The following is a 23,016-nucleotide window of genomic DNA, read 5'->3' as shown; positions in this document are numbered from 1 at the left end:
TCAGGCCGAGACAGCGGGCGTCGGCAGGTCGCTCAGGCTCCCCGCGATCTGCTCGTCCGTGACCACCGGGTTCTCCAGCGTCCCCGCGAGGAAGGAGTCGAAGGCGGCCAGGTCGAAGTTGCCGTGCCCGGATATGTTGAACAGCACGACCCGCTCCTCCCCGGCCTCCCGCGCGGCCAGCGCCTCGACGAGCGCCGCCTTCAGGCCGTGCGACGACTCGGGGGCGATGACGAAGCCCTCGCTGCGCGCGAAGCGGACCGCCGCGTCGAAGACGTCTGTCTGTGCGAAGGCCCGCGCCTCCACCAGACCGTGCTCCTTCAGCAGGCACAGACTGGGCGCGTCGCCGTGGTAGCGCAGGCCGCCGGCGTGGATCGAGCCAGGAATGAACTCGTGGCCGAGGGTGTGCATGTACAGCGGCGGTGTCAGACCGGCGGTGTCCGGGTAGTCGTAGGCCAGCTTGCCCCGGGTGAGAGTGGGGCATGCCTCGGGTTCGGCGGCCACGAACCGGGTCCGGGGGCGGTCGCCGCTGAGCCGGTCCTGGAGGAACGGGTAGGCGAGACCGGCGTAGTTGGAGCCGCCGCCGACACAGCCGATCACGACGTCGGGATACTCTCCCATGATCTCCATCTGCTTCTTGGCCTCCAGACCGATCACGGTCTGGTGCAGCAGCACGTTGTTCATGATGGAGCCCAGCGCGAACTTGGTGTCGTCCCGGCTCAGCGCGTCCGCCACGGCCTCGCTGATGGCGATGCCGATGCTGCCGGGCGAGTCCGGGTTCTCGGCCAGGATCCGGCGCCCCGCCTCTGTGCGCTGCGTCGGCGAAGCGAAGACCTGGGCGCCCCAGCTCTGCATCAGCGACTTGCGGTAAGGCTTCTGCTCGAACGATGCCCGGACCATGTAGACGTTGACCTCAAGCCCGAACAGTGCGCCGGCGAACGACAGCGCCGATCCCCACTGTCCCGCCCCGGTCTCCGTCGTCAGCCTCCGCACGCCCTCCTCGGCGGCGTAGTACGCCTGGACGACGGCGGTGTTCGGCTTGTGAGAGCCCGAGGGGGACACGCCCTCGAACTTGAAGTAGATGTGCGCCGGGGTGTCGAGCACGCGCTCCAGCCGTTCCGCACGGACCAGTGGGGAAGGCCGCCAGATCTTGTAGACGTCGCGCACCCGCTCCGGGATCTCCACCCAGCGGTCCTGGGTGAACTCGTGCTCGATGACCTTGTGCGGGAGCAGGTCGACCAGATCACCGCGTTGCAGCGGGGCCATCGTCACCGGGTTGAGCGGACCAGGGAGAGGTGCGGGCAGATCGGGGAGGATGTTGTACCAGCGGTCGGGCAGATCGGTCTCGGAAAGCAGGACTCGCTTCAACACCGGTGGTTCCCTTCGAGAGCCGGGCCATTCCTGCTACGGGATCTTAAGAGCAGGGAAAGTCGACCAGCCTCGCCTTTTCTGCTTGTTCGACGGAAACGCGCTCCGCAGATCGGACTAGGCCGAAAGAAGCACGACACTCGCCGGGCGGACATGCAGACTCACGGGGGAAGGCTGCCAGGCGTGAGATGGAGGGAAGGCATGGCCGTTGCTGACGAGCAGGCCGTACGGGAACTGGAGGAACGCCGTTTCCGTGCCATCGTGGAAGGTGACCTCGACGATTTCCGAGACCTTGCTCATCCCGATCTCTCCTACACGCATTCGAGCGGAACCCTGGACACGCTCGATTCTTTCCTGGAGAAATGTGAAAGTGCGTATTTCGTCTACCACTGCATCCATCACGTCACGGACAGACTGACCGTGGTCGGTGACACCGCCGTGGTGATGGGCGATATGCGCGTGGACATGACGGCAGGCGGGGTGCGGAGGGAATTAGCCAACCGTTCGCTGGGGGTGTGGGTCCGGGTCGAGGGGGAGTGGAAGGTTCTGGCCCATCAGGCCACGGCGAAGCGGTAGGGGCGAGGCGGTACGGGAGGCGGCGGGCGGAGTACGACGCCGCGTTCGAAAGTGCTGCCGCGCCAGGGGCCAGGAGCCCCGTCGCGGACCACGGCGGCCAGGACGATCCGCCCGCCACTTGACGGCCGGCGGCCAAAGCGGCCGCTGCGTCCCACCCGGTGGTGGGCATGGTCACCGAACCCGTTGACACGGGCCGAGTCGCGGTGTCGCGGCGGTACGGCGGTTCCGCACCAGCACCCAGTGGCGGGAGATGCCCGGCGAGTTCGGCCCGTGGCCGACGGTCTATGGCCGCTTCCGGGTGTGGAGGGACGTCGGGGTCTTCACCGCGTTGTTCGAAGGCCTGATCGCCGAGGCCGCTTGCCAGGGACGGACGGACTTGTCGATCACCCCCTCAAACTGATCCCGCAGCCGCTCGGGATACGGCCCATACTCGCCTATCGGCATGAACGGATCGATCAACTTCGCCTGACTGTCGGTGAGTTACCTGCGTGTCGTGATCGCCTTCGTACCGGATCGCCCTTCCCGGGGGGACCCGGATCGCAAGATGACCACGACATCACACAGGCGGGATGGTTCACCGTGATCGGAAGGCGGCTTGTGGGACGCGCGCACGCGAAACGGCTGGTATTACTGGGGCATGCAGGAAGAGACCGCACGCTCCGCGATCGACACGTTCATCTCCGCGTTCAACGCCTCGGACGACAGCTATGTGACTGCCCTGCTCTCCCAAGCCCTGACTTCAGACGTGGTCTTCTGGGGACCGTTGGGTCGCAGCGAAGGAATCGCGGCGGTTGAGCGGTTCGTGCTGGACATCCGGCGCCACCCGGCGGGGACCGGCACGATGGTGCGCTGCTCAGCGGTGGACATGCCTGACGAATGGGCCCGGTACCGGTGGGTCTTCACCACGCCTGATGGAGGCCCCCGCCTGGCGGGAACGGACGTCGTCCATCTGCGACGGAGCCTCATCGACCAGGTCATCGTCTTCGCGGGGGAGATCGAGCCGTCCGCCTCCTGAGTCGTCTGTCGCTGCCCTTCTCCCAGACTTGCCCCCTTCGGCGCTCGGGAGCTGTGGTTCGCAGTTGGTCAGGCGGCGGTGTTGAGGGGCGTCCGCCACAGCGAATGCTCTTATCGCTGCGGATGCGGGCGCGCTCCTTGCGTTGGGCGACGAGCACGTCGGGGTGGCGGGCGTTGGTGTCGTGCCAGCGCAAGTAGCAGTGCAGGGACTGGGTTTGGGCAGGGTGGCCGCGGTAGTGTGAGTTGGCCAGGGGGACGGCGCAGTCGTCCGCGTGCACTCGCCAACGGGTGCCCGGCCGCAACGACTCCGACGACACGTCGAGCGGGCCCGCGAGCTGTCCCCGCACGCGCACGCCACCGTCTCGCGAGGGCGATGGTGACCTGCTTGCCCGCGTAGGATCATCGCGGACACCAACGAGCCGGCGGGCCGTACGGTTGTCCGCGCCCGCAGGGGCGCGCGTAGTCGGGAGAGCGCCTCGGACGGCTATCGCCGCGCGCTCGCCGCGCACCAGGAGGTGGCCCCGGTGCCGCGGGTGGGCCCGCATATCGCGGAGGCGATGGAGTGGCAGACCGTTGTGATGCGGGAGCTGTCCCGCCGGGCGTTCCCCGAGACCGATGTCGTGGTGGGCAGCCCGCCCGGTGGGCGACCTGATCGCGGTTTCAGGCTCATGCGGAGCGGATGGAGAGGGTGGACGGGCTGGGGATTGCCGTCTTCTGGGTGGGGAGGACACCGTCGGCGAAGGTGGCCGCGCTGGTAGAGCTGGCAAGGGCGCTGTCGGTGGGCGAGATGAAAAACATCGCCGGGCCCCGCCGCACCGCGATGACCGTGTGCCTGCTGGCGCAGGTGCTTCGGCGACTGCGACACCGCCACCCTTCACATCCCGCCCGGCCCGTACGACAGCGCGCTTCACCTTCCTGCGGGCGGTGTCTGACAGGCGGGGACAGCCGGGGACTGGCGGCCGATCGAAATGCAGCCGGAACAGGCAATCGCAGGCATCTTCGCTCGACGGGACCGCAGAAGTGCGCGTGCGTAAGGGCGGATCGGCTGGCCTGAGCCAGTCCTACCGGCTGGAGGGAACCACCGGCCCCCGGGCGATCAGGACGTCGGCTTCGCGGCGCCAGCCGAGGGAGGAGTAGAGGCGCTGGCCTTCCCGGCTGGCGATGAGAAGACCGGTACGGGCGCCCTGGGCCACAGCGGTCTCAGTCAGGGCGCTCATCAAGGCGCGGCCCAGGCCGCGTCGCCGGTGCGCCGGGTCCGTCTCGATGCGATCGGCGATCGCATCGGCGCCGACCACGGCGATGGTGCCGCGCGCCGCCACCTCTCCGGAGGAATCATGGAGGGAGGCAACCGTGACTGGTCCCTCCGTGTGGACCTCGCGCTCGTACTCCGCGGTGGGCGCGTGCTGCGGGTGCCTGGTCAGATCGGTCGTCATGAGCCACTCTGACCGGTGGAGCAACTCCAGTCCGGCCGCACTGACGACGGCTTCGACAGTGACTGGGTGCAGTGTGGGTACCGTGAGCCAGGTGGTCTGCCTCGCGGCGGCGACAGTTGCCGCCAGCCGTGCCAAGGACTCGGGCTCCTCGTCCGCTCGCAGCGCGAACACCTCGACCTCGCGGCCGGGTTGGTCGCACTTGGACCGCAGTCCGTCCCCGACGGGCTCGACCGGCATGGCCTCGGGCAGGGAGCGAGCCACGGTCCAGCCTTTCAGCCAGCGTCGTATCAGTTCTGGTTCGATCTTCGTCATCCGGCGATTAGAGCATGACCTCAATCGGTGGACGGGCGCATAACCATCCCCCGTCGGCCGCCGCCCGGTGACGCCGTCCTCCATTTGTCGGTCGGTCGGAAACCGGCAATAGCCTAGGGCCGTGAGATGTCTTTCAGAGGACAGGGACGGACCGCACGTTACCTGACCTGTCGATTACCTTCCGTGAAGGGCTTGGTCGGCAAGCGCCTCCTTCACGACTGCCGATGGCTGTCTCCCGACCGCCGGGCCGCGGATCGCGCGGCCGGTCACCGGTCGCGCGGCTGCGCCTCGCCGGTGTCGTCGGCGGTCGGCCCGGGGTCCGGTACCGGCTCGGCTCGTCAGTACAGGCCGCTCGTGTTCTCCCGGTAGGTATTGTCAAGGATGTCGTCGAGGAACGATCCGAACCCCGACCGGAGACTCAGGCCCTTCCCCGGCTCATAGGCGAACAGGCCGGGACAGACGCCCTCGTCGAGGCTGCTGTCCACGAAGAGGGCGTACGAGAAGCGGTCGGGCTTGGCCCCGCCGCTCGGTGGCTGGCGCACCACGCGGTGAGCCACCGCGGCCACGGGTGTGGCGGTGCGCCGGGTCAGGATCTCCATCGCGCAGCCGAAGTTCACGATGAAGGTGCCGGGAAGCGGGTCGATGGGGTGCCAGGCACCGTCCCGGTCCACTTCGAGTCCGCCCTCGGTGGAGCGCAGCACTGTCACCCAGCCCGAGTCCTTGTGGATGTTCAGGCCCCGCGCGGCCACTTCCGGGCGGAAGTGGTTGAACGTCAGGGTGTGCGTGCCCCGGGGGGTCAGGCTGTGTCCGGTGGCCTCGTCCCAGAGGGCGCGCGGCAGGTCGAGGCGGGCGAGCACCGCGCGCTGGACGCCGACCGCGAAGTCGCGCATGTGCTGGGCCTGCCGCGCGAGTTCGGCCGGATAGACCTGGTCCCACCAGGCACTCTCGAGGAAGAACTGTTCGGTCTGGTCGGCGTCGCGGCAGAAGTAGCCCTGGTGGCGGCCGAGTCGCTCGGCCGTCCAGAGGCGAAAGCCCCGGTAGGGGTCCGGGCGCTCTCCGGCGGGGTCGGCCGGGTCGCGGGCGGGCAAGTAGAAGGAGCGGGCGAAGCGGTCCCCGGCCGACAGGTCCAGGCCGGCGGGCCGGCGCACGTAGAAGAAGCCGTCCCGCAGGGCGCGCCGGAAACCGTCCTCTGCGGTGAAGCACAGCTCGCCGTCACGCAGTTCGGCCAGCTGCCAGCCGTGCAGCGGGAGGCTGTGCGGTTGTTCTGCGGCCATGTTCATACCCGGGAGTGGAAGTCGTAGCCAAGCCTGCCCGCCTTCTCCACCGAGAAGGCGCGGAAGCTCTGGTACTCGCGCAGCCTGCCCTCGGTGTCGTACTGGTAGAGAGGCATGTCGTAGCGGGGCCCCATGTAGACCGTGAACGAGGAGCGGTGTGCCGCGCCCGCGTCCGGGCGCAGTTCCGGCACCCGGTGGTAGACGGCCGTCACCGGCCTGGGGAGCTTCCTGGTGAGGATGCGGAAGGCGTCGCCGAGGTTGACGGTGAAGTGGCCGGGGCGTTCGCGCACCGGCAGCCAGCGGCCCTCGTGGAGGATCTCGTAGCCGGGCTGGTCGGTGCAGATGGTGGTGATGAAACCGCTGTCGGAGTGCTCGACGATCCCGGCGCGGTCGCTCAGGTCCGCACGGTAGTGGTTGACCGTCGTGTAGCACAGGCCGGTGCCCCGCGCGGCGCCGCCGGTGATGAGGTCGCGGTCGGCCTCGGGCACCCCCGCCGCGTCGAACGCGCCGCAGAGGACATCCAGGGTCAGCCGCCGCATGCGCCGCAGCACCGCGGTGACCTCGTCCGGCAGGTACTCCTGCCACAGGGAACTCTCCACCTGGAGCTGCTCGACCTGGTCGGGCCGGTCCTCGTAGCCCAGTTTGGAGGCGGGGTGGCCGTGCTCGCGGTGGCCCCGGTGGCGGTCGGCCGGGTCACCGGTCGTCGGCTGGTAGAAGGTGCGGCAGAAGTCGAGGCCGGCGCGGACGTCGAGGTCCGCGGGGACGGCGACGTGGAAAGCGCCGAGGTTGAGAGCCCGTTCGGTGTCGTCCGCGGAGGCGAACCGCAGGGTGCCCGCGGTCACCTCGGCGATCGGGAGGACGAGATGCGCTTCGTCCTGCCGCTTCGTCCGCTGTGCCTGCCGTGTCTGTGTCGTGTCCGTCATAGTGTGACTCCTGTCTGGTCGGTTACGACCGGTGCCGTGCTGGTGTCCCGGTCACAGCGAGCCGTCGTTGTCATACGTCCGGCTCACCTCCTGGGCGGCGAAGTCCGCGACCGACTGCACGGGGTGTGCCGTGCCGTCGTCGAGCCGGTAGACGGTGTCGTCGAGGGCCGAGTCGAGGAACACCACGTACGAGAGGCGGTCGGCCCGGCCCGCCGGGCGTTCGGTGGAGACCACGCCGTGCACGTTCGCGCGCACCGGTCGCGGCAGGGCGGAGGTGAGGACCTCCAGGGTGCTGCCGAAGTTCACGATGAAGTGGCCCGGTTCCGGGTCGACGGCGCCCAGCTCTCCGTCGATGAGCGCGAGGAGGCCCGGTTCGAAGGAGCGGAGCAGGGTGATCCACCCGGAGTCGCGGTGGAACTTGCAGCCGCGGGTCTCCTTCTGCGACCGGAAGTGGTTGAAGGCGAGCATCTGGTGACCGCCGTTGCCGGCGAGGCCGCCGGACACCTTGTTCCAGAGGTGCTGCGGCACGTCCAGGTACCGCAGCACCGCGCGCAGGACGGTGACGCCGAGGCCGGTCATCCGGTGGCCGAGTCCGGTGACCTCCGGCGGCAGCAGTGACCAGTTCGCTCGCTCGATGTAGAAGTTCTCCCACTGGTCGTGCTCGCGGTCGAAGTAGCCCTGGTAGGTGCCGGGGACGTCGACGTGGCGGTAGCCCCGGTAGGCGTCCAGTCCGTCGCCGGCCGGGTCCTCGTAGAAGTGCGCGGAGAACCGGTCCCCGGGGCCGGTGTCGAGGCCCTCGGGTATCCGCAGCAGGAAGAAGCCCATGGCCAGGGCGCGGTCGAAGCCGCCTTCGGACTCGAAGCGCAGTTCGTCCCCGTCGACCCAGGAGCGCTCGAGGTCCACCGGCGGGTAGGCGGCCCGGGCCTGCCGCTCGCCGGGCATGGGCGGCAGGGTGACCGGGGTCCGGGCGGTGGTGGGGTGGAAGGGGGCCCGCTCGGCACGGGAGTTGGCGGTGGTCATGGGGTCGGCTCCCTCGGGGATGCGGGGTCGCTCGGAGTGCCCGGGTCGGGCGGCGCGCCGAGGTCTGGCCGGATCGTGACGGTTCCCGGGGCGGCCGGGCGCGGCATGGACGCATGGTGCTTCAGCCGCAGGTCGGTGCCTTGCGTGGCGACCGTGTAACGGCCGTACAGCTCGGCCAGGACGACGGACTGCATCCGTACCGAGAACAGCCGGCCGGGGCACTTGCGGGGGTTGCGGTCAGCGTTGATCATGCTGAACGAGTTGATCTCGTACCGGCTGCGGGAGAGCAGCGAGGGCAGTGTCTCGCGGTCGGAGCGGACGATGGCCTTGATGTTGGCCGGGGCGAAGCGGTGCGGCTCGGGGAAGACGGCGGGGTCGCGGTTGGCCTGCCGCCGGTCCAGCCACATCATGGTGTCCGGCGGGAGGGTCACCTCGACGCCCCGGTGGCGCAGGGTGGTCGGCACGGTCGTACGGCGCCACAGCGCACTGGGGTTGCTGCCGCCGAGGCGTATGGCCTCCAGGACGGCGAGGTCGATGACGGACAGGGCCTTGTCCGTGCGTGCGGAGGTGTCTGCCGGCCGGTGCCCGGCCGGGCACCGGGCTCCGGTGCCCGGCCCCGTGCCCTGGCTGGCCTCCGCCACCACCGCGTCCTTGACCCGGGGGGTGGCCTCCACGTAGCCGATCGCCCACATCAGGCTGAGTGCTGTCGTGTCGTACGTGGCGACGATGACCGTGCCCAGTTCCTTGATCCGCGCGGCGTCGAGCGCAGCCACCGACCGCCGGGTGAAGGGCAGTTCCCACAGGGCGAAGTGGCGCCGGATCACGTTGTGCTCGGGTGCGTCGGCCAAGGCGTCGAAATTGTCGTTGAGGAGGTCGGACACGAACGGCACGATGACGTCGGCCTCGCGCATCGCCGCCGGGTTGTCGTTGCTGATGACGTCGGAGGCGAGGTCGAAGAAGCCGCGCACCACGCGGCCGTAGTCGGCGGAGTCCAGATACTCGGGCAGGGGCCGCTGCCTGAGGTCGAGGACGCCGGGGATCATGCTGTCCACGTACGCCGTCAGGGACAGCGTGAAGTCGTCGAGCGGGACGGGCCGGCCGGCCGCGCGGCCCAGGTGGTCCGCGGTGTACCGCCGGACGGCGGGTTCCAGGCCCCGCACGAACGTGTCGTTGCCGAGGGAGCGCTCGATCGCGGCCCGCTTGCCGGGGCGGCCCGGGTGGTCATGGGGCAGGGAGCCCATGAAGTCGCCGAACAGCCGGCTGTTCGCGTCGGTGGAGGGCGCGAGGACGCCGTCGGCGACGAGCGGCTCGTTGGTGATCTGGTAGACGGCGAGCCTCCGGCCCATCCAGAACGTGCACAGTCCCCCGCTCTCCTCGGCACGGGCGCTGACACCGGAGGCACGGAAGTAGTGCGAGGCGGGCTCCCCGCGCACCACGGTCGCCTCGTGGAACGCCGGAGCATGGCCGTGCAGCCGGCTCGGTCCGTCGTGGTGGGCGATGACGCCCGGGAAGGGCGCGCCCGGGGCCTGCGGCAGGGCGACGGTCCTGCCCGGGCGCGGGGCGGCGAGGCGGTCCGCCGGAACGCTCATGCCGTACCGCCTCCGCCCGGGCCGGCGGCCTTGGTGATGCCGAAGTCGGTGTGCCGGTCGGACCAGGTCCGCTCGTTGAACTCGCGCAGGAACTCCTCGGAGCTGCGCACCGGCGCGGCCGAGCCGTCCCGGCGCACCTGGTAGAGGTCGCCCGTGGCGGGCGGGTTGGCGAAGGCCGCGAAGGAGAAGCGGTCCGCTTCGCCGGGGGCCGGGGCGCACCGCCGCACCTGGTGCAGGATGGCTCGCACCGGGCGGTCGAGGGCCGCGGTGAGCAATTCGAAGGCGCCGCCGAAGTTCACCACGAAGTGGCCGGGCACGGGGTCTACGGGCACCCAGGCGCCGTCGACGGAGGCTTCCAGGCCGGGCTCCTCGTTGTAGAGCACGGTGACGAATCCGGTGTCCTTGTGCGGGGCGCAGCCCGGCTGGGCGCGCTCCGGCCGGTAGTGGTTCGCCGCGAACCAGTGGGTGCCGAGGCCGTCGACCGCGCCACCGGTGATCTCGCTCCACAGCGACGGTACGATGCCCAGTTCGGTCATCGCCTCGCGCAGCACCAGGAGCGTCAGCGCGCTCATGTCCTCGGCCATGGCGAGCAGTTCACGTGGAAAGTGCCGGGCGCGCCCGGGGCCGTCGATGAGCACGTGCTCGGTCTGGAAGTGCTCCCGGTCGAAGTAGACACCCGGCACGTCCTTGAAACCGCGGTACGCCCGGGTGGCTGCCGGTCCCTCGTCCGGCGTCCGGTGGAACTCGCGGCACAGGGTGATGCCCGGGCCCGGGTCGAAACCGGCGGGCACGGCGAGGACGAAGCAGCCGTCCCGCAGCGCCCGGGACAGGCCGTCGGGGGCGTCGAAGCGCAGACCGGTGCTTGTCACGGCGGCCCGCTGGAGGGTCATGGTGTCGACGGTCATCGGCGCACGCCCTTCGCGGTGGAGCGGTCATCGGGCCGTTCCGGCGCCATGGCGTCGGTCGGTGTGTGCGATGCGTCCGGCGTGTGCGGCACGTCCGTACCGGCGTAGATCTCGTGGTCGTTCTCGTCGATGAGTTGGCGCGAGCCGCAGACACGTTCGAGGCCGCTGCCGTGCAGGTAGCGGTAGATGCCCTCGTCCTCGCCGGGCAGGCAGCCGCTGGAGCTGAAGTGCCCGAAGCTGGACCGGTCGTCCTGCTGGCGGGCGACCCTGTGCATGATGGCGGCCACCGGCATGCGGCTGCCCGCGGTCAGGATCTCCATGGACAGGCCGAAGTTGACGACAAAACAGCCGGGGTCGGGTGCGACCGTCTCCCAGTGGTCCTCGCGGCTGACCTCGAGGCCGGGGGCGGTCGTCCGCAGCAGGGTGAGGAACCCGTCGTCTTTGTGGGAACTCAGCCCGATGTCCGGATGGGCGGGACGGTAGTGATTGAACGTCAGATGGTACGAGCCGGCGGCATGCGTGCAACCGCCGGTCGCCCGCCGCCACTCCCGCTCCGGTATGCCCACCGCGGAGAGGACGGAACACAGGGCCTGGCGCGAAAGCCGGGTGAGCGACTCGCCCAGGGCCGCAATCTCCGGCGGATACACGGCGTCCCAGAACCGGCGTTCGAGCAGGAACTGCTCGATCTGATTGATCCGCTGGTGGAAACCGAGCAGCGGATCACCGAAGCGGTCGCTGCCGATGTCGCGGAACCGGCCGTACGGCCCGACAGCCGGCCCCTCGTGGAACTGACGTGCGAACGCGTCGCCCGCCGCCACGTCGAGCCCGTCCGGGATCTCCAGGAGGAAAACGCCGTCCTGGAACGCCCTCTCGCGCGCCTCGGAAGAGCTGAATTCCAGCATCCCGCCGACCGTGCGAGCCTTTTCGAGACGTGCCTCACCGCGTACGGGACGGTCGGGTGAACGCTTCTCGTAGACGTCCTGGTATATCTTTCCCCGCCGTATCTCGGGTACCAGGTCACGCGTCTCTGCTGTCATGTTCACCGGCCTTTCAGGTGGAGGGACACCACGGCAAGTTCACGCAGCTCTCTCGGGGCCCCCGGGTGTTCGCCCTTGGATATTTCGGACAGGGTGCTGAACGATCCGGGGTACACCATGACCGGCAGCCCCTGTTCCTTGAGGCAGGCGAATATGGCGAACTCTTCCAGGAAGTAGTCGCTGGACATCCGGACGCGTTTTTCCCAATCACCCTCGCTGATTCCATCGGCTCGCTTCCGATGGTAGGCGTGACCGAATGATTCGACCGAGGACCGGAACGCTTCGTTCTCCTTGAAGAACGCCCGCAAGTTGTCGTGGAACTCGACATATCTCTCACCGGCCTGCACTTCGTCACAGGTCAGGACCGTGAAGTCGGTGCTCGCGCGGTACTCGTCGAACACCTCCGCAGAGGCCTGAACGAAGCTTCGGCCGAGCTCCAGCGCCCGTTCCGCGGCGCGGTCGGCAGCCAATCCCTGGGTCGACTCCAGGGTGAGCCGATGAATACTGTCACCGATGAGCACGGTGCATCGCCCGAACCTCCGGGAGATCCACTTGACCATGCTCGCGAGTTTAGGGGGAGTGAAGTTGCTGTTCTCCAGGCTTACACCGAGAAAACAGGTGTCGTGCTGCTCGAAGGTGCTTCTGCTCGACTCCGGAGAAACCGAGGCGATCTCCGCCTTGTAGCGCGTTCTGCGGGTGGGTGCTGCCCGGTTTTCCGCAGTAGCGGTCACCTGCGCGTTTAACGACATAACATCCGCCTGATCCGTGGGGGGGGGTGCGGGAATCACGTTCGTCTGCCGCCTGAAAATTACTAGCAGCAGGTTCAACGGGTAGCCAAGGCCCCGGGTGGGGATCAGGCCTCTGTGTCGCACGGCCGCTTTCCCCGGGCGTTTCACGGCAACTGACCAGGCACTTGTTCGATGTAGCTGACACGAACCCGGACCGGCCCCACGGAGGACGCCCTTTCAGGCACGCCGGCCACATTCGGCGAGCCGCGCGGTGGTGCCCGTCCGTCCGCGGGGCGCCGGACGCGCGCCGCTCAACTGGGAGTTCACCGTGGCGGGTGCCGGGAGCGGGACGCCACGCCGACGGGAGCGGCACGTACCCGGCGCGACCGCGGCATGACCGTTCGCAGTCGCGCTCGTGATGGCCGAATGCTTCTCGCACTGCGCGCAAAGGCCCACGTACTCGTTCTTCGACCTGTATTCCTCACATACGCTGACTTGCCCCTTACTCCGGTTCGAGCGGGGGCGGGTTGGCAAGTGCCAGGAGGTCGGTTACGGTGAAGCTGTTCCACCGCTCGTCGAGGCGAGGGCCCATGTGCGTCAGCCATGCGGCGGCCCCGAAGACGTAGCGGATCGGACTTCCCGTGGGGAGCCGTTTGCCGTCGGCCCCACTTCTTCCTCTCCCGTGGCGGCGCTCCGCGTCCGGAACGCTCCTCTGCCGCGACTCCTCCCCCCTGACCACCGGCGTCTCGTGCCGCCGCACGTCCGTGCGGCGGCGGTAAGGACCGCCCCGAAGAGGGCCGACCATGAGGAGAAGAGGACGATCGTGAGCAAGAGCACGACCTTGGGGGACGGCGTCGGCGGCGTAGCAGCGCCGTTCCACACCACCCGGCGCTGGGCGCTCGTCGCCATGTCCGTGGGTGTGTTCTGCATCCAGCTCGACTCGTTCGGCCTGAATCTCGCCCTGCCGCAGATCGGCCGTGACTTGCACGCGGGCGGAGACGGCCTGCAGTGGGTGATCAGCGCGTACCTGCTGTCCACCGGCACGCTGATGCTCGGAGCGGGACGGCTCGGTGACCTGTTCGGCCGGCGGCGGCTCCTGGTTGCGGGACTCGTCATGTTCGGCGTGTCCTCGCTGGCCTGTGCGCTCGCCCCGACCCTGGCCGTCCTCGTGGGCGCCCGGGTGGCCCAGGGCGCGGGGGCCGCGATGATCATGCCGGTGGGGCTGTCCCTGCTGACCAACGTCTACCCGGCTGAGCTGCGGGGTCGTGCCACGGGTTGGGCCCTCGGCATCGGCGGGATCGCCACCGCCTGCGGTCCGTTCATCGGCGGCGTCCTGACCGAGTCCGTCTCCTGGCGTGCCGTGTTCTGGCTCAACGTCCCGCTCGCCGTACTCGGCGCGGTCTGCGCCTCGCGTACGGCAGAGAGCTACGACACCAGCGCGCCCCGCAGCGTCGACTGGAGGGGCCTGGCCGCCGCCACGGCCGCGCTCGCCGCGCTCTGCGTCGTCATCGACCGCGGACCGCGCTGGCCGTGGCCCGCCCTGCTGGCGGGTGCGGCCATCACGGCGGTCCTGCTGATGCTGTTCGTACGGCGTGAGCGGGCCGCCTCCCACCCTCTGGTGGAGCTGTCCCTGTTCCGCAATGGCCCGTACATGGCGCTGACCCTGGCCGGTGCCGCGGTCAACACCACGACCGTGATGTTCCTGTTCGTCGTTCCCCTGACGCTCCAGGGCCAGTGGGAGCTGTCGGTCGTCCTCGCGGGCACCGCGTTCCTCGCCCCCGCGTTGACCATGGCCCTCGCCGGGCCGATCGCCGGGCGGGTGCCGCCGCGAGCCGCGGTACGGCTGATGGCGGGCTGTCTGTGCGGGGGGGCGCTGGTTCTGGCGTGTCTCGCCCGGGCCTCTTCCCTCTCCTTGTACGTGGCCGTGGCCACCGTGGGCGGTGCGGTTCTCGGAGTGGCCAACTCGCTGACGCTCATCGCCACCCAGGCGGTGATCCGCCCGGAGCGGGCCGGAGAGGCGTCCGGGGTCACCAAAACCGTCATCACCGTGGCCGCCGGCCTCGGTGTCGGACTGGCCGGGGCCGTCACCGACCAGGACCACGGGGTGGGTTCGGAAGCGGCCGCCGACACGGCGCTTCTGATCACCGCGGCGGGTTGTCTGGCGGCGTGCCTGGTCCTCACGGTGTGGAGCAGCCTACGGGAGGGCGTGGTGCGGGCCGGGTCGGGGAAGTCGGAGGGCTGACCCGGTGCCGTGGACGGTCCCTCGCGCGGTCGTCACCGGCCTGGGGAATCCGTGGCGCCGGCCTCAGGCCTGCCCGCCCGCGAAGCGACGGCCCTCCAGCGGTCGCCGGGGCCCGGACCGCAGCCCAGCACACCGGTGCGGCGGCGGTGGTCCCGTATCGGTGAACGGACACCGGACACCGGGCGCCGTTGCCGGGTAGCGTCGGCCCTCGACCGGCTCAGCGGACGGAGTCCGGCGGACACGGTGAGTACCAGGGATGGCAGGCGATTCTTCGGTGCAGGGCGGCGGGATGCCGTGGCGCGCACTGCTCGCGTCATCGGCCGCCGCGGACGGCGCGGTGTGTGCGCGGACTGGTCCGGTCGTACGGCGCGTACGCCGCTGACGCGCCCCCGGCGCCGACGGGTCTCCCCGTCGGCCCGGACATCTACCGGCGCGTCCACGCGAACTGGGCCGGGGAGATCCGCCCACAACCCGACATCAGCAAGGTCCCCACCCATACTGACTTCGGCTTGTCAGGGTGAGGCCGGTTCGTCGAGGGCCAGGCCAGGCCGGTTCCGGCTATGAAGCCGTCGAGGGTGTCTGGCCGGTACTGCAGGCGCTTGAGTCTGTTGCGTACAAGTGCTTCGAGTCGGTCCAGGGCGACGACGGCGAGGTTGGCCAGGCTGCGCTTGCGCTCGAACTTGGCTTGCCCCTCCAGCTGCCGCCGAGTCGACCCACTGGAGATCGCCGACGCCGTAACCGTGCCGAGAACGCCTACCCTTGCACCGAGTAACGCCGCAAGTCCCTGGTCCACACGCGGGATTGTCCACCGGATGCGTAGTCCTGAAAGCGGGTCCTGCCGTCAGGTGGTCGGGACCCCGGTTCTCCGTATTCGCGAGCGAGGGTTTCGGCCGCCAGCGTTGGTGACCCGCTCCAGGTCACCACAGCCCGTCTCGCGTCCGAGGCTGGAGGAGGCTGGAGCCGATGTGCCCCTGGTAACCACACACAGTCACCGGCAGGGCGGGTCCCACGAGGAACTGGCGACAGTCGAATAGGCGAGCCCACCAGTATCAACCCCCGTGAGTCCCTCGAGTTCACGCAAACTGAGGGGTTCTCGGTGGGAACTCAAGGGTCTGTCGCCTTGATGTCAGAGGCCCTGCTCCTGCCCCCGATCGCCATGCCCCCGGCAGTCCCGCTGCGCACCCGCGTCGCCCCGCTTACCGACGGCCGCATCGGGTTGACCCTGTTGACCACCCTCCTCGTCTACACCGGCCTGTACACCGTCTACTCCTTCATCGGCGAGAGCCTCGATCGCGCCACCGGCGGCAGCGGCATTACCCTCGCCGCGCTGCTGTGCGTGTGGGGCCTGGCTGCCACCGCGGGAACCCTTGGCTCGGGCGGCCTGATCGACCGCTTCGGCAGCCGCCGCATCATCAATGCCGCGATCACCGTCGCCGCAATCGACTTCGCACTGCTGCCGTGGATGAGCGCACACCTGACCTCCACCATCGCGACACTCCTGGTCTGGGGCGTGTGCGGATGGGGACTCCTCGCACCGCAGACCCACCGCCTGATCACCACCCTGCCGGCAGCGGCACCTCTGCTCACCGGCCTTGCCTCAGCCACGGTCTAAATCGGTGTCTCGGTCGCGCCCCTGGTCGGGCAAGCTGGGATGGCGCGGTTCGGCGCCCACTGGCTAGGCGTTGTCGGTGCCGTCTTCATCGCGCTCGGCCTCGGTGCGGCTGAAGCGGCGCACGCCGTCATCCGTCGACGTGCGCCGCAGAACGCACCCTCAGCACAGACGCAGCCACTGCCGTCGTCGAAGTAGCGCTCTGCCTCAACACCCCGGAAAGCAAGGACTGAGCTTTTCAGCGTTGCCGCTCTGTGGTGAGGACGGTGGCGGCGCTTGACGAGAGCCGGTTCGGACCGCAGCGGGCGTGGCGGAAGATCCGCCACGCCTTGAGCTTCGCAACGCTTCGTTCAACTGGCGCCCGGGCTGCCGACAGGGCTCTGTTGACTGTCCGCTGGGTCGGGGTGAGCTGCCCGAGGGGCGGGCGTCTGACCGGTGGGGTCGCCCAGGGGCCGGCTCCGATGTAGGCGCGGTCGGCGAGGACGGAAACGCCCTGGCGTTCGCAGATCCGGATGATGCGGTGGGTGCGGGCCGCGGTGAGGTCGTGGGTGCGGCCGGGCAGGGCGGGCGAGATCCACAGCAGGTTGCCCGAGGGGTCGGCGACGACCTGCACGTCCGGTCCGTGCCGGCGGTGCTTCTGGGAGAAGTCAGCCCGGCTGTCGCCGACGCGGTCGCACTCGGCGAGTGTGCCGTCGAGCAGGACGTGGTCGGGGTCGCCCCCGCAGGATCCGCAGCAGTCCGGGCGCCCGGTGGGACAGGTGGCCGATGACGGCGGTGGCATAGGCGTGAGCGGTGCCGACGGATATGCCGAAGCCCGCGGCGATCTGCATGAGCGGGTCGTGCCGAATGACGCCGGCCTGGACAAATCCCTCCGTTGCGACCGCATCATGATCAAACGGTAAGGGGAGAGTCCCCCCATTACCTTCTTGATCGGCCCCGCAATGGGGTTCCCGGCCTCCGGGCCCGGCATGACTGGTCCCCCCTGTTGACCATGATCTGGGGGGTGGTGTCACCGGTTCCGGAGGCACTGGTAGACCGCTGATTAGGGGCATGACCACCGGTTCCCCCGAGGGACTTGGGAGGCTCTTCGTCATGTGGATGCCGGCAGCTGGTGCCGCAGGTGAGGCCGGGACGCTCGACCGGAGGACGCACGTGATCGACACCAGTGACATCGGCGCCTTCCTCGGCCTGGACGTCGGCAAGGGCGAACACCACGCCACCGCCGTCACCCCGGCCGGGAAGAAAGCCTTCGACAAGCGGCTGCCCAACAGCGAACCCAAGCTGCGGGAACTCTTCGAGAAGCTGCAGGCCAAGCACGGCACCGTGCTCGTGGTCGTCGACCAGCCCGCCTCCATCGGCGCCCTGCCCCTGACCGTCGCCCGGAACGCGGGTTGCCAGGTGGCCTATCTGCCAGGTCTGACCATGCGGCGGATCGCCGATCTCTACCCCGGCGAGGCCAAGACCGACGCCCGCGACGCGTTCATCATCGCGGACGCCGCCCGCGCGATGCCGCACACGCTCCGCGCCCTCGAGCTGGAAGACGAGACCGTCGCCGAGCTGGAGATGATTGTGGGCTTCGACGACGACCTCGCCGGTGAGGCGACCCGCATCAGCAACCGGCTGCGAGGCCTGCTCACCCAGATCCATCCCTCGCTGGAGCGGGTCCTGGGCCCGCGCATCCAGCACCCGGCCGTGCTGCTGATGCTCGACCAGTTCGGCTCGCCCGCCCAGTTGAGGAAGGCCGGGCGCCGCAGGCTGGTCAATCTGATACGGGCCAAAGCCCCGCGGATGGCCGAGCGTCTGGTCGACGACGTCTTCACTGCGCTCGACGAACAGACCGTCGTCGTTCCTGGCACCGACGCTGCCGCGCTGATCGTCCCCAGCCTCGCCAACCAGCTGAAATCCGTGCTCGACCAGCGCAAACTCCTTGCCGCCCGGATCGAGGAACTGCTGGAGGCCCCCCCTCTTTCCAAGGTCCTGACCTCCATGCCCGGGATCGGGGTCAGGACCGGAGCCAGGATCCTCATCGACGTCGGCGACGGCAGCAGTTTTCCCTCCGCCGCCCACCTCGCGGCCTACGCAGGACTCGCCCCGGCGACCCGAAGCTCCGGATCCTCGATCCGGGGCGAACAACCCTCCCGGCGAGGAAACAAGCAGCTCAAGCGGGCCTTCTTCCTTTCCGCGTTCGCGGCCCTGGCCGACCCCGCCTCCCGCGCCTACTACGACAAGAAGATCGCCCAGGGAAAGCACCACACCCAAGCCCTCCTCTGCCTCGCAAGACGCCGAGCCGACGTCCTCTTCGCGATGCTCCGCGACGGCACCTTCTACGACCCCCAACCCGCCCCCACGGGTTGACGAAACCCATAGGGGCCCCCCCGGGGAACGGGAGTTGGCCTCGATATCGGGCATACGGACGGTCCCGCCCCTGCCGGACTGGTGGCTGCGCCGACAAAGTGATCGTGTGCATGACCTGCTGCGGTATCGGTGGCCCCGGCGCGGACCGAGGGACGTCGACGATCAGGGCAGCGTTCTGCGGGAAGTGGTGGCCCTGCTTCCCGCGCTGGTCGGCCGGGTCAGGCAAGTCCATCACGGCAGCTCACAGGGGGACGGCTGTCCGGGCCGACGAGGCGCCCGTGATCCTTCTCTCGCGCGATCCGCCGAATTCCCCCGGGCGGTGACCCCGGAAAGTGGCGTGCTCGGTCTGCCCGCCGTAATTGGAGTAGACCACTCCGTCGGCGCACGGTCGGTAGAGCAGCCAGGGGCGGCCGGCTCGGCGAACCCGGGGCCAGCGAGGCCCTGGTCGCCGACCGTGCAGCATCCTGGCCGCCGATGAGCAGCTGGCACCCGATTGCGGAGCCTCGGGCGTCTGCCCGGGGCCTAGCTGGGAAGCCTGGCGCCAGGAGAACGCCGACCGCGCGCCTCGGTGTGTGGTTCGGCACTCGGGCGGATGATGTTGTCCCGGCGGCCGTGACGGCTTTCCGGAGGACAGCTGCGGTCGTTCGCATCCCAACCCCACGGGGCCGGGTTACCACTTCCTTACAGAACCAGGCGTGTCTGCCGCCTGGATACACTGCCCGCCGGGAGGATCTTTTCCTCTGGCTGTGCCGGGTCGGTCGGCAGGCGGCTTGATGTGAAGGAGCCCGAGAGTGGATGCCCCACATGCGGTGGGCGGGCCCGCGCCGATGGAGCCCGGGAGGGCAGCGTTGGAGGTGAGCCCGTTGCCCGGTCGTTCCGGGATACGCGCTCGCGGTGAGATCAGCGCCCTCACTCGCCCGTCTTGGGAGCAGGCCCTGTCCGAGCTGGCCCGGCGGCACGCGGGCGTGTCGTACGTGGAGCTGTCGGATGTGGCTTTCATCGACGTGGCCGGGGTGACCGCGCTCGCGGTCACTGCCATGAACCTGTCCGACGGTAGGGTTGTGGTCGAGGATCCCCCGCCGCAGCTGCCGCGGGTTTTGGAGATGTTCTGGCCGGGCGTGGACCGGATTGAGGTGGCTCTGTGATGAGCACGGTGACCACTCACGAGGGGTTCGTGCACCCTGCCCTGTTCTACCGCACCGAGCAGGAGTACACGCAGCAGACGGTGTCCTTCCTGCGCGAGGGTCTGACCAGGCGCGAGCCGATGGCCGTGGCAGTGCCCGGTCCCAACCTGGAGCTGATCAAGGTAGGTCTGGGCGGGGACGCCGAGGACATCCTGTTCCTGGACATGGCCGAGGCCGGCCGCAACCCGGGGCGAATCATCCCCAAGGTGCTGCGCGGATTCGCCGACGCCCACCTGAAGGGGCGCGTGCGGATCATCGGCGAGCCGATCTGGGCCGGGCGCAGCGCGGTGGAGTACCCGGCGTGCGCGCAGCACGAGGCGCTGATCAACGCCGCGTTCGAGGGTCGGGCGGTGACGATCCTGTGCCCCTACGACGAGGTGCGGCTGGATCCGCAGGTGATCGCCGATGCGCGGGTCACCCACCCGACCCTCATCAGCGGGGAGGGCCGTGAGTCGGTCAGCGACACGTACGACTGGCAGGCGGTTGTCGACCGGTACAACCAGGTGCTGGCGCCTCTACCGGACGCCGCAGCGTCCTCTTACGGTGCTGAGGACCTTCCGGCGATCCGCCAGTTCGCTCTCGCTCAGGCGACGCGGCTGGGCCTGGCGGGGGAGCGGCTGATGGATGTGGAGCTGGCGGTCGCGGAGCTGACGACCAACAGCGTGGTCCACGGCGGAGGCCGCGGGACACTCGCGGTCTGGGCCGAGCAGGGGCAGCTGGTGTGTGAGGTCCGCGATGCGGGCCGACTGACCGATCCACTGGCCGGTCGCCGCCCTCCGGAGCCCGGCCAACTGGGTGGCCGGGGCCTGATGCTGGTCCACTACGTGGCCGACCTTGTGCGGCTGCACACCGGCGATGACGGCACGACTGTGCGCTTCTACCTCAGCTTGTGACGGCGCGGGCGGCCACCCTGGCCGGCCCCTGGAATGGCATCCGTACGCGCTACCAAGGTGGATCATCTTGGGGTGATGCGTGGCCATGAACTCACCCATCAGAAGTGGGAGTTGCTCGCTCCGCTGATACCTCGGGCCACGGCAGGCCGGCCCCGGGTGGCAGACCGGCAGGTCATCAACGGAATGGTCTACAAGATCCGCACCGGGATCTCCTGGCGTGACCTGCCCGAACGCCACGGACCGTGGCAGATGGTCTACACCCGCTTCCGTCGCTACGCCCTGGACGGCGTGTTCGCCCGGGCCCTGCAGCAGATACAGGCCCAGACCGACGCCACCGGTGACATCGACTGGCTGGTCCAGATCGACTCCACCATCGTCCGCGCTCACCAGCACGCCGCCGCCACCGGCCGAAAAGGTGATCGCGGACAAGGCATACAGCTCCCGCGGCTTCCGCAGCTACCTGCGGCAACGCGGCATCGCGCACACGATCCCCGAAAAGATCGACCAGCAGCGGCACCGACACCCTCGCGGGAGCCGCGGTGGCCGGCCACCAGGCTTCAACCGGGAGATCTACCGCCGCCGCAACCTCGTTGAACGCTGCTTCAACAAGCTCAAGGGCTTCCGCGGCATCGCCACCCGGTACGACAAGACCGCCACTTCCTCCGAAGCAGCGGTCACACTCGCGTCACTTCTGCTCTGGGCAAGATCCGTTTGAAGACGGACCCTAGTGACGGTGGCCCTCCCCTTCGGCTTGCGCTGACCTATTGATCAGAACGGTGCAGGTTCTCATCACCCAGCAGGTGTCTTCACCAGGGTCGCCTGGTCCGCCTCAGCGGTCCTGGCCGCCTCGGCTGCTTCCCGGAAGGTGACGACCACCTCGCCGTTCTCCCGCGCCCATGCGGTGAGCATCCTGATGGGCTCCTCCAGGGTTCGCCCGAGATCGGTCAGGCTGTACTCCACGCGCGGCGGCGCCTCGGCGTATGCCTGCCGCTCGACGAGTCCGTTGGCCTGGAGCCGGCGCAGTGTCTGGGTAAGTACCTTGCGCGAGATGCCACCGCTCAGCTCGACCAGCTCGCCGTGACGCAACGGGCCGTCGGTCAGGGCGAAGAGCGTGACCATCGACCACTTGCTGGCAATGATTTCCATGGCCAGCAGAGCGGGGCAATCGGCGAGGAAGGTGATTCCGGGTCGCAGACTCATACGCGAAGGTTACCTGTAGGTACCTAACGGCCGACTAGCGTCGTCGAGGTGCGCACGCCCCTTACTCGCATCTCGCATGATTGAGGTTTCAGCCGTGTTCGTCTCCCTTGTCGTCGTCACCGTGGTCATGTCGGCGGTCCTCCTGGTATCGGCCGGGGCCAAGTCTCTGCGGACGCGGCACATCACCGAGCAGATGTCCACCCTCGGAGTACCGCAGAGCATGATGGCCTTCCTGATCGGCGCCCAGATCGCGGGCGCGGCCGGTGCGATCGTCGGGCTCTGGTGGGGGCCCATCGGAATCGTCGCCGCAATCGGCCTTACGCTCTACTTCGCCGGGGCGGTCGTCTCCCACCTGCGCGTCGGCGACCACAAGGGCGCACCGCCGGCGGCAGTCCTCACCGTGGCCTCCGTCGCCATGATCGTGCTGCGCGCAGCCACGCTCTGATTCGCTGTGACGACACGGACCAGCGGTCACATCCGTTTCCCCGGCACCGGTGACGCCTCGCGGTCGTCAGTCGGCACCGCTGCGCCGAATCGAACCGCGCGCCTCGTGTGACGATGCGTCCTGCACCACGGCCTCGGAAGGGCACGTCCGCCGACCCGTGGGTGCACGTACATCAGTCCGCCTTGTTCGCTGAAGCATTGGAACAGGAACTGGGTAACGAGGTGGGCCGCGGGCCGTCGTCGTGGAGCCGTCCGTACCAAGTCGCCGACCAACAGAGATGACCAGCTTCCGCAGTGCCGGGCGGATCCGGTCCTTGATCACTGGTCCGGAGCTGGCCTTGTTCCACGCCGAGTGGACCCGAGTGAAGATCAGCTCCTCCTCGATCGGGCCTTCTGCTTCGACGACGCGCAGCGCGACGTCGGCCACCACGCCGACGGCATCGGGATCCTGAAGTGCGATGTCGTCGAGCCCGCGGCGGCGGGCGGAGTCGAAGCGGATGTCGACCAGCGGTCCAATTGTGCTGCTGTCGTCGGGAACTTGGCTTCCAGAACGTCCAGAACGTGAGCCATCTGGGCCGTCACCGCCTCGGTGTCGGGCTGTTCGAACACGGTCCGCAGCAGCGCCGCCACCCAGGGCTGGGCCGACTTCGGAATTTGGCTCAGGAGATTCCTCGCGATGGGGTGCCCCGCGCCCGTTCAGGGCGTGGGGGAGGGTGCAGCAGCGCTGCCAGGACGCGCCGGGCAGCGTGGCGCCGATCGCGTCGACGAGGCCGGCGTGGGCATCGGAGACGACGAGCTGGACGCCGGACAGGCCCCGGGCGACGAGCGAGCGCAGGAAAGCCGAGTTAGCCCGCGCCGTCCTCGGCGGTCGCGATGAGTCATCCTTCTCTTGCGCCGTCCTTCCCCTGAACCG

At 69.2% G+C, this 23,016-nt stretch carries 19 protein-coding genes and 5 pseudogenes; 10 read left to right on the top strand and 14 right to left on the bottom strand.

The features are described 5' to 3' along the window. A complete protein-coding gene (locus ACZ4K2_RS21835; RefSeq protein WP_467475615.1) occupies positions 1 to 1,368 on the bottom strand; it encodes a TrpB-like pyridoxal phosphate-dependent enzyme in 1,368 nt (455 codons plus the stop codon). 198 nt (positions 1,369 to 1,566) lie between these two features. Here ACZ4K2_RS21835 and ACZ4K2_RS21830 point away from each other — a divergent pair, with 198 nt between their 5' ends. The 3 genes and pseudogenes from ACZ4K2_RS21830 (at position 1,567) to ACZ4K2_RS21820 (ending at position 2,956) form a co-directional block, all read left to right on the top strand. Further along, positions 1,567 to 1,941, top strand: a complete 375-nt coding sequence (locus ACZ4K2_RS21830) for a nuclear transport factor 2 family protein (RefSeq protein ID WP_467475614.1) — start codon at positions 1,567 to 1,569, stop codon at positions 1,939 to 1,941. A 220-nt stretch (positions 1,942 to 2,161) separates the two neighbouring features. Then, positions 2,162 to 2,326 (top strand): annotated as a pseudogene (locus ACZ4K2_RS21825) (transposase); the annotation flags it as partial. Positions 2,327 to 2,578: 252 nt separating this feature from the next. Continuing rightward, positions 2,579 to 2,956, top strand: coding sequence for a nuclear transport factor 2 family protein (locus ACZ4K2_RS21820; RefSeq protein ID WP_274911083.1), 378 nt, complete (start codon positions 2,579 to 2,581; stop codon positions 2,954 to 2,956). A gap of 1,060 nt (positions 2,957 to 4,016) precedes the next feature. Here the strand turns inward: ACZ4K2_RS21820 and ACZ4K2_RS21815 are convergent. The 8 genes from ACZ4K2_RS21815 to ACZ4K2_RS21780 all read right to left on the bottom strand — a co-directional run bounded on the left by ACZ4K2_RS21815 (position 4,017) and on the right by ACZ4K2_RS21780 (position 12,197). Further along, positions 4,017 to 4,700 carry a GNAT family N-acetyltransferase gene (locus ACZ4K2_RS21815; RefSeq protein WP_467475613.1) on the bottom strand — a complete coding sequence of 228 codons (684 nt, stop codon included), beginning with the start codon at positions 4,698 to 4,700 and terminating at the stop codon, positions 4,017 to 4,019. 338 nt (positions 4,701 to 5,038) lie between these two features. Continuing rightward, on the bottom strand, positions 5,039 to 5,980 hold the full coding sequence (locus tag ACZ4K2_RS21810) for a 2OG-Fe(II) oxygenase family protein (protein ID WP_467475612.1): 942 nt from the start codon (positions 5,978 to 5,980) through the stop codon (positions 5,039 to 5,041). Next, the gene (locus ACZ4K2_RS21805) at positions 5,977 to 6,897 is read right to left on the bottom strand and encodes a 2OG-Fe(II) oxygenase family protein (protein WP_467475611.1); all 921 of its coding nucleotides are present in this window, start codon (positions 6,895 to 6,897) and stop codon (positions 5,977 to 5,979) included. The genes ACZ4K2_RS21810 and ACZ4K2_RS21805 overlap by 4 nt, the downstream gene beginning before the upstream one ends. Before the next feature lie 51 nt (positions 6,898 to 6,948). Then, positions 6,949 to 7,917, bottom strand: coding sequence for a 2OG-Fe(II) oxygenase family protein (locus ACZ4K2_RS21800; protein WP_467475610.1), 969 nt, complete (start codon positions 7,915 to 7,917; stop codon positions 6,949 to 6,951). After that, positions 7,914 to 9,506 carry a cytochrome P450 gene (locus tag ACZ4K2_RS21795; protein ID WP_467475609.1) on the bottom strand — a complete coding sequence of 531 codons (1,593 nt, stop codon included), beginning with the start codon at positions 9,504 to 9,506 and terminating at the stop codon, positions 7,914 to 7,916. Before ACZ4K2_RS21795 ends, ACZ4K2_RS21800 begins: the two co-directional genes overlap by 4 nt. Further along, positions 9,503 to 10,411, bottom strand: a complete 909-nt coding sequence (locus ACZ4K2_RS21790; RefSeq protein ID WP_467475608.1) for a 2OG-Fe(II) oxygenase family protein — start codon at positions 10,409 to 10,411, stop codon at positions 9,503 to 9,505. The genes ACZ4K2_RS21795 and ACZ4K2_RS21790 overlap by 4 nt, the downstream gene beginning before the upstream one ends. Further along, positions 10,408 to 11,313, bottom strand: coding sequence for a 2OG-Fe(II) oxygenase family protein (locus ACZ4K2_RS21785; protein WP_467769963.1), 906 nt, complete (start codon positions 11,311 to 11,313; stop codon positions 10,408 to 10,410). Before ACZ4K2_RS21785 ends, ACZ4K2_RS21790 begins: the two co-directional genes overlap by 4 nt. Before the next feature lie 137 nt (positions 11,314 to 11,450). Beyond that, positions 11,451 to 12,197 carry a tRNA-dependent cyclodipeptide synthase gene (locus tag ACZ4K2_RS21780; RefSeq protein ID WP_467769962.1) on the bottom strand — a complete coding sequence of 249 codons (747 nt, stop codon included), beginning with the start codon at positions 12,195 to 12,197 and terminating at the stop codon, positions 11,451 to 11,453. 802 nt (positions 12,198 to 12,999) lie between these two features. Between ACZ4K2_RS21780 and ACZ4K2_RS21775 the strand changes: the two genes are divergently transcribed. Next, positions 13,000 to 14,418 (top strand): MFS transporter, encoded by a 1,419-nt coding sequence (locus ACZ4K2_RS21775; RefSeq protein ID WP_467475605.1) that lies wholly within the window; start codon positions 13,000 to 13,002, stop codon positions 14,416 to 14,418. Between the two features lie 544 nt (positions 14,419 to 14,962). Here the strand turns inward: ACZ4K2_RS21775 and ACZ4K2_RS21770 are convergent. Next, positions 14,963 to 15,088: pseudogene (locus ACZ4K2_RS21770) on the bottom strand (IS630 family transposase); the annotation flags it as partial. 453 nt (positions 15,089 to 15,541) lie between these two features. Between ACZ4K2_RS21770 and ACZ4K2_RS21765 the strand changes: the two are divergent. Further along, positions 15,542 to 16,030, top strand: coding sequence for an MFS transporter (locus ACZ4K2_RS21765; RefSeq protein WP_467475604.1), 489 nt, complete (start codon positions 15,542 to 15,544; stop codon positions 16,028 to 16,030). Between the two features lie 235 nt (positions 16,031 to 16,265). On the opposite strand, the pseudogene ACZ4K2_RS21760 reads toward ACZ4K2_RS21765, so the two are convergent. After that, a pseudogene (locus ACZ4K2_RS21760) lies at positions 16,266 to 16,872 on the bottom strand (transposase family protein); the annotation flags it as partial. Positions 16,873 to 17,125: 253 nt separating this feature from the next. Here ACZ4K2_RS21760 and ACZ4K2_RS21755 point away from each other — a divergent pair. From ACZ4K2_RS21755 to ACZ4K2_RS21740, 4 genes and pseudogenes are all read left to right on the top strand, one after another. Continuing rightward, complete coding sequence (locus ACZ4K2_RS21755; RefSeq protein WP_467475643.1) at positions 17,126 to 18,382, top strand: IS110 family RNA-guided transposase; 1,257 nt, start codon at positions 17,126 to 17,128, stop codon at positions 18,380 to 18,382. Positions 18,383 to 19,209: 827 nt separating this feature from the next. Continuing rightward, positions 19,210 to 19,527 (top strand): STAS domain-containing protein, encoded by a 318-nt coding sequence (locus ACZ4K2_RS21750; RefSeq protein ID WP_467475642.1) that lies wholly within the window; start codon positions 19,210 to 19,212, stop codon positions 19,525 to 19,527. Then, positions 19,527 to 20,459: an anti-sigma factor RsbA family regulatory protein gene (locus ACZ4K2_RS21745; RefSeq protein ID WP_467475603.1), complete on the top strand. Its 933-nt coding sequence runs from the start codon at positions 19,527 to 19,529 to the stop codon at positions 20,457 to 20,459. Before ACZ4K2_RS21750 ends, ACZ4K2_RS21745 begins: the two co-directional genes overlap by 1 nt. Positions 20,460 to 20,492: 33 nt before the next feature. Beyond that, positions 20,493 to 21,174 (top strand): annotated as a pseudogene (locus tag ACZ4K2_RS21740) (transposase). Positions 21,175 to 21,248: 74 nt separating this feature from the next. Here ACZ4K2_RS21740 and ACZ4K2_RS21735 read toward each other — a convergent pair. Then, positions 21,249 to 21,659 (bottom strand): winged helix-turn-helix transcriptional regulator, encoded by a 411-nt coding sequence (locus tag ACZ4K2_RS21735; RefSeq protein WP_467475602.1) that lies wholly within the window; start codon positions 21,657 to 21,659, stop codon positions 21,249 to 21,251. A gap of 94 nt (positions 21,660 to 21,753) precedes the next feature. Between ACZ4K2_RS21735 and ACZ4K2_RS21730 the strand changes: the two genes are divergently transcribed. Then, positions 21,754 to 22,104, top strand: coding sequence for a DoxX family protein (locus ACZ4K2_RS21730; protein WP_467769961.1), 351 nt, complete (start codon positions 21,754 to 21,756; stop codon positions 22,102 to 22,104). Between the two features lie 66 nt (positions 22,105 to 22,170). On the opposite strand, the gene ACZ4K2_RS21725 is transcribed toward ACZ4K2_RS21730, so the two are convergent. Both ACZ4K2_RS21725 and ACZ4K2_RS21720 read right to left on the bottom strand, forming a co-directional pair. Further along, positions 22,171 to 22,530 (bottom strand): DUF3320 domain-containing protein, encoded by a 360-nt coding sequence (locus tag ACZ4K2_RS21725; protein WP_467475600.1) that lies wholly within the window; start codon positions 22,528 to 22,530, stop codon positions 22,171 to 22,173. 83 nt (positions 22,531 to 22,613) lie between these two features. Then, positions 22,614 to 22,978 (bottom strand): annotated as a pseudogene (locus tag ACZ4K2_RS21720) (transposase); the annotation flags it as partial. Between the last annotated feature and the right edge of the window lie 38 nt (positions 22,979 to 23,016).

It is taken from the genome of Streptomyces sp. NPDC025833 (assembly GCF_055558055.1).
The sequence above is the reverse complement of the archived record's forward strand: the minus strand, read 5'-3'. Positions and strand labels throughout refer to the sequence as shown.

Excerpts from the sequence above, each read along its gene's own strand:
- ACZ4K2_RS21780 (WP_467769962.1), bottom strand. The coding sequence starts at position 12,197 with ATGTCGTTAAACGCGCAGGTGACCGCTACTGCGGAAAACCGGGCAGCA.
- ACZ4K2_RS21805 (WP_467475611.1), bottom strand. The coding sequence starts at position 6,897 with ATGACGGACACGACACAGACACGGCAGGCACAGCGGACGAAGCGGCAG.
- ACZ4K2_RS21755 (WP_467475643.1), top strand. The coding sequence starts at position 17,126 with ATGCCGGCAGCTGGTGCCGCAGGTGAGGCCGGGACGCTCGACCGGAGG.
- ACZ4K2_RS21765 (WP_467475604.1), top strand. The coding sequence starts at position 15,542 with ATGTCAGAGGCCCTGCTCCTGCCCCCGATCGCCATGCCCCCGGCAGTC.
- ACZ4K2_RS21735 (WP_467475602.1), bottom strand. The coding sequence starts at position 21,659 with ATGAGTCTGCGACCCGGAATCACCTTCCTCGCCGATTGCCCCGCTCTG.
- ACZ4K2_RS21790 (WP_467475608.1), bottom strand. The coding sequence starts at position 10,411 with ATGACCGTCGACACCATGACCCTCCAGCGGGCCGCCGTGACAAGCACC.
- ACZ4K2_RS21750 (WP_467475642.1), top strand. The coding sequence starts at position 19,210 with ATGGAGCCCGGGAGGGCAGCGTTGGAGGTGAGCCCGTTGCCCGGTCGT.
- ACZ4K2_RS21815 (WP_467475613.1), bottom strand. The coding sequence starts at position 4,700 with ATGACGAAGATCGAACCAGAACTGATACGACGCTGGCTGAAAGGCTGG.
- ACZ4K2_RS21745 (WP_467475603.1), top strand. The coding sequence starts at position 19,527 with ATGAGCACGGTGACCACTCACGAGGGGTTCGTGCACCCTGCCCTGTTC.
- ACZ4K2_RS21785 (WP_467769963.1), bottom strand. The coding sequence starts at position 11,313 with ATGCTGGAATTCAGCTCTTCCGAGGCGCGCGAGAGGGCGTTCCAGGAC.
- ACZ4K2_RS21820 (WP_274911083.1), top strand. The coding sequence starts at position 2,579 with ATGCAGGAAGAGACCGCACGCTCCGCGATCGACACGTTCATCTCCGCG.
- ACZ4K2_RS21830 (WP_467475614.1), top strand. The coding sequence starts at position 1,567 with ATGGCCGTTGCTGACGAGCAGGCCGTACGGGAACTGGAGGAACGCCGT.
- ACZ4K2_RS21810 (WP_467475612.1), bottom strand. The coding sequence starts at position 5,980 with ATGAACATGGCCGCAGAACAACCGCACAGCCTCCCGCTGCACGGCTGG.
- ACZ4K2_RS21795 (WP_467475609.1), bottom strand. The coding sequence starts at position 9,506 with ATGAGCGTTCCGGCGGACCGCCTCGCCGCCCCGCGCCCGGGCAGGACC.
- ACZ4K2_RS21800 (WP_467475610.1), bottom strand. The coding sequence starts at position 7,917 with ATGACCACCGCCAACTCCCGTGCCGAGCGGGCCCCCTTCCACCCCACC.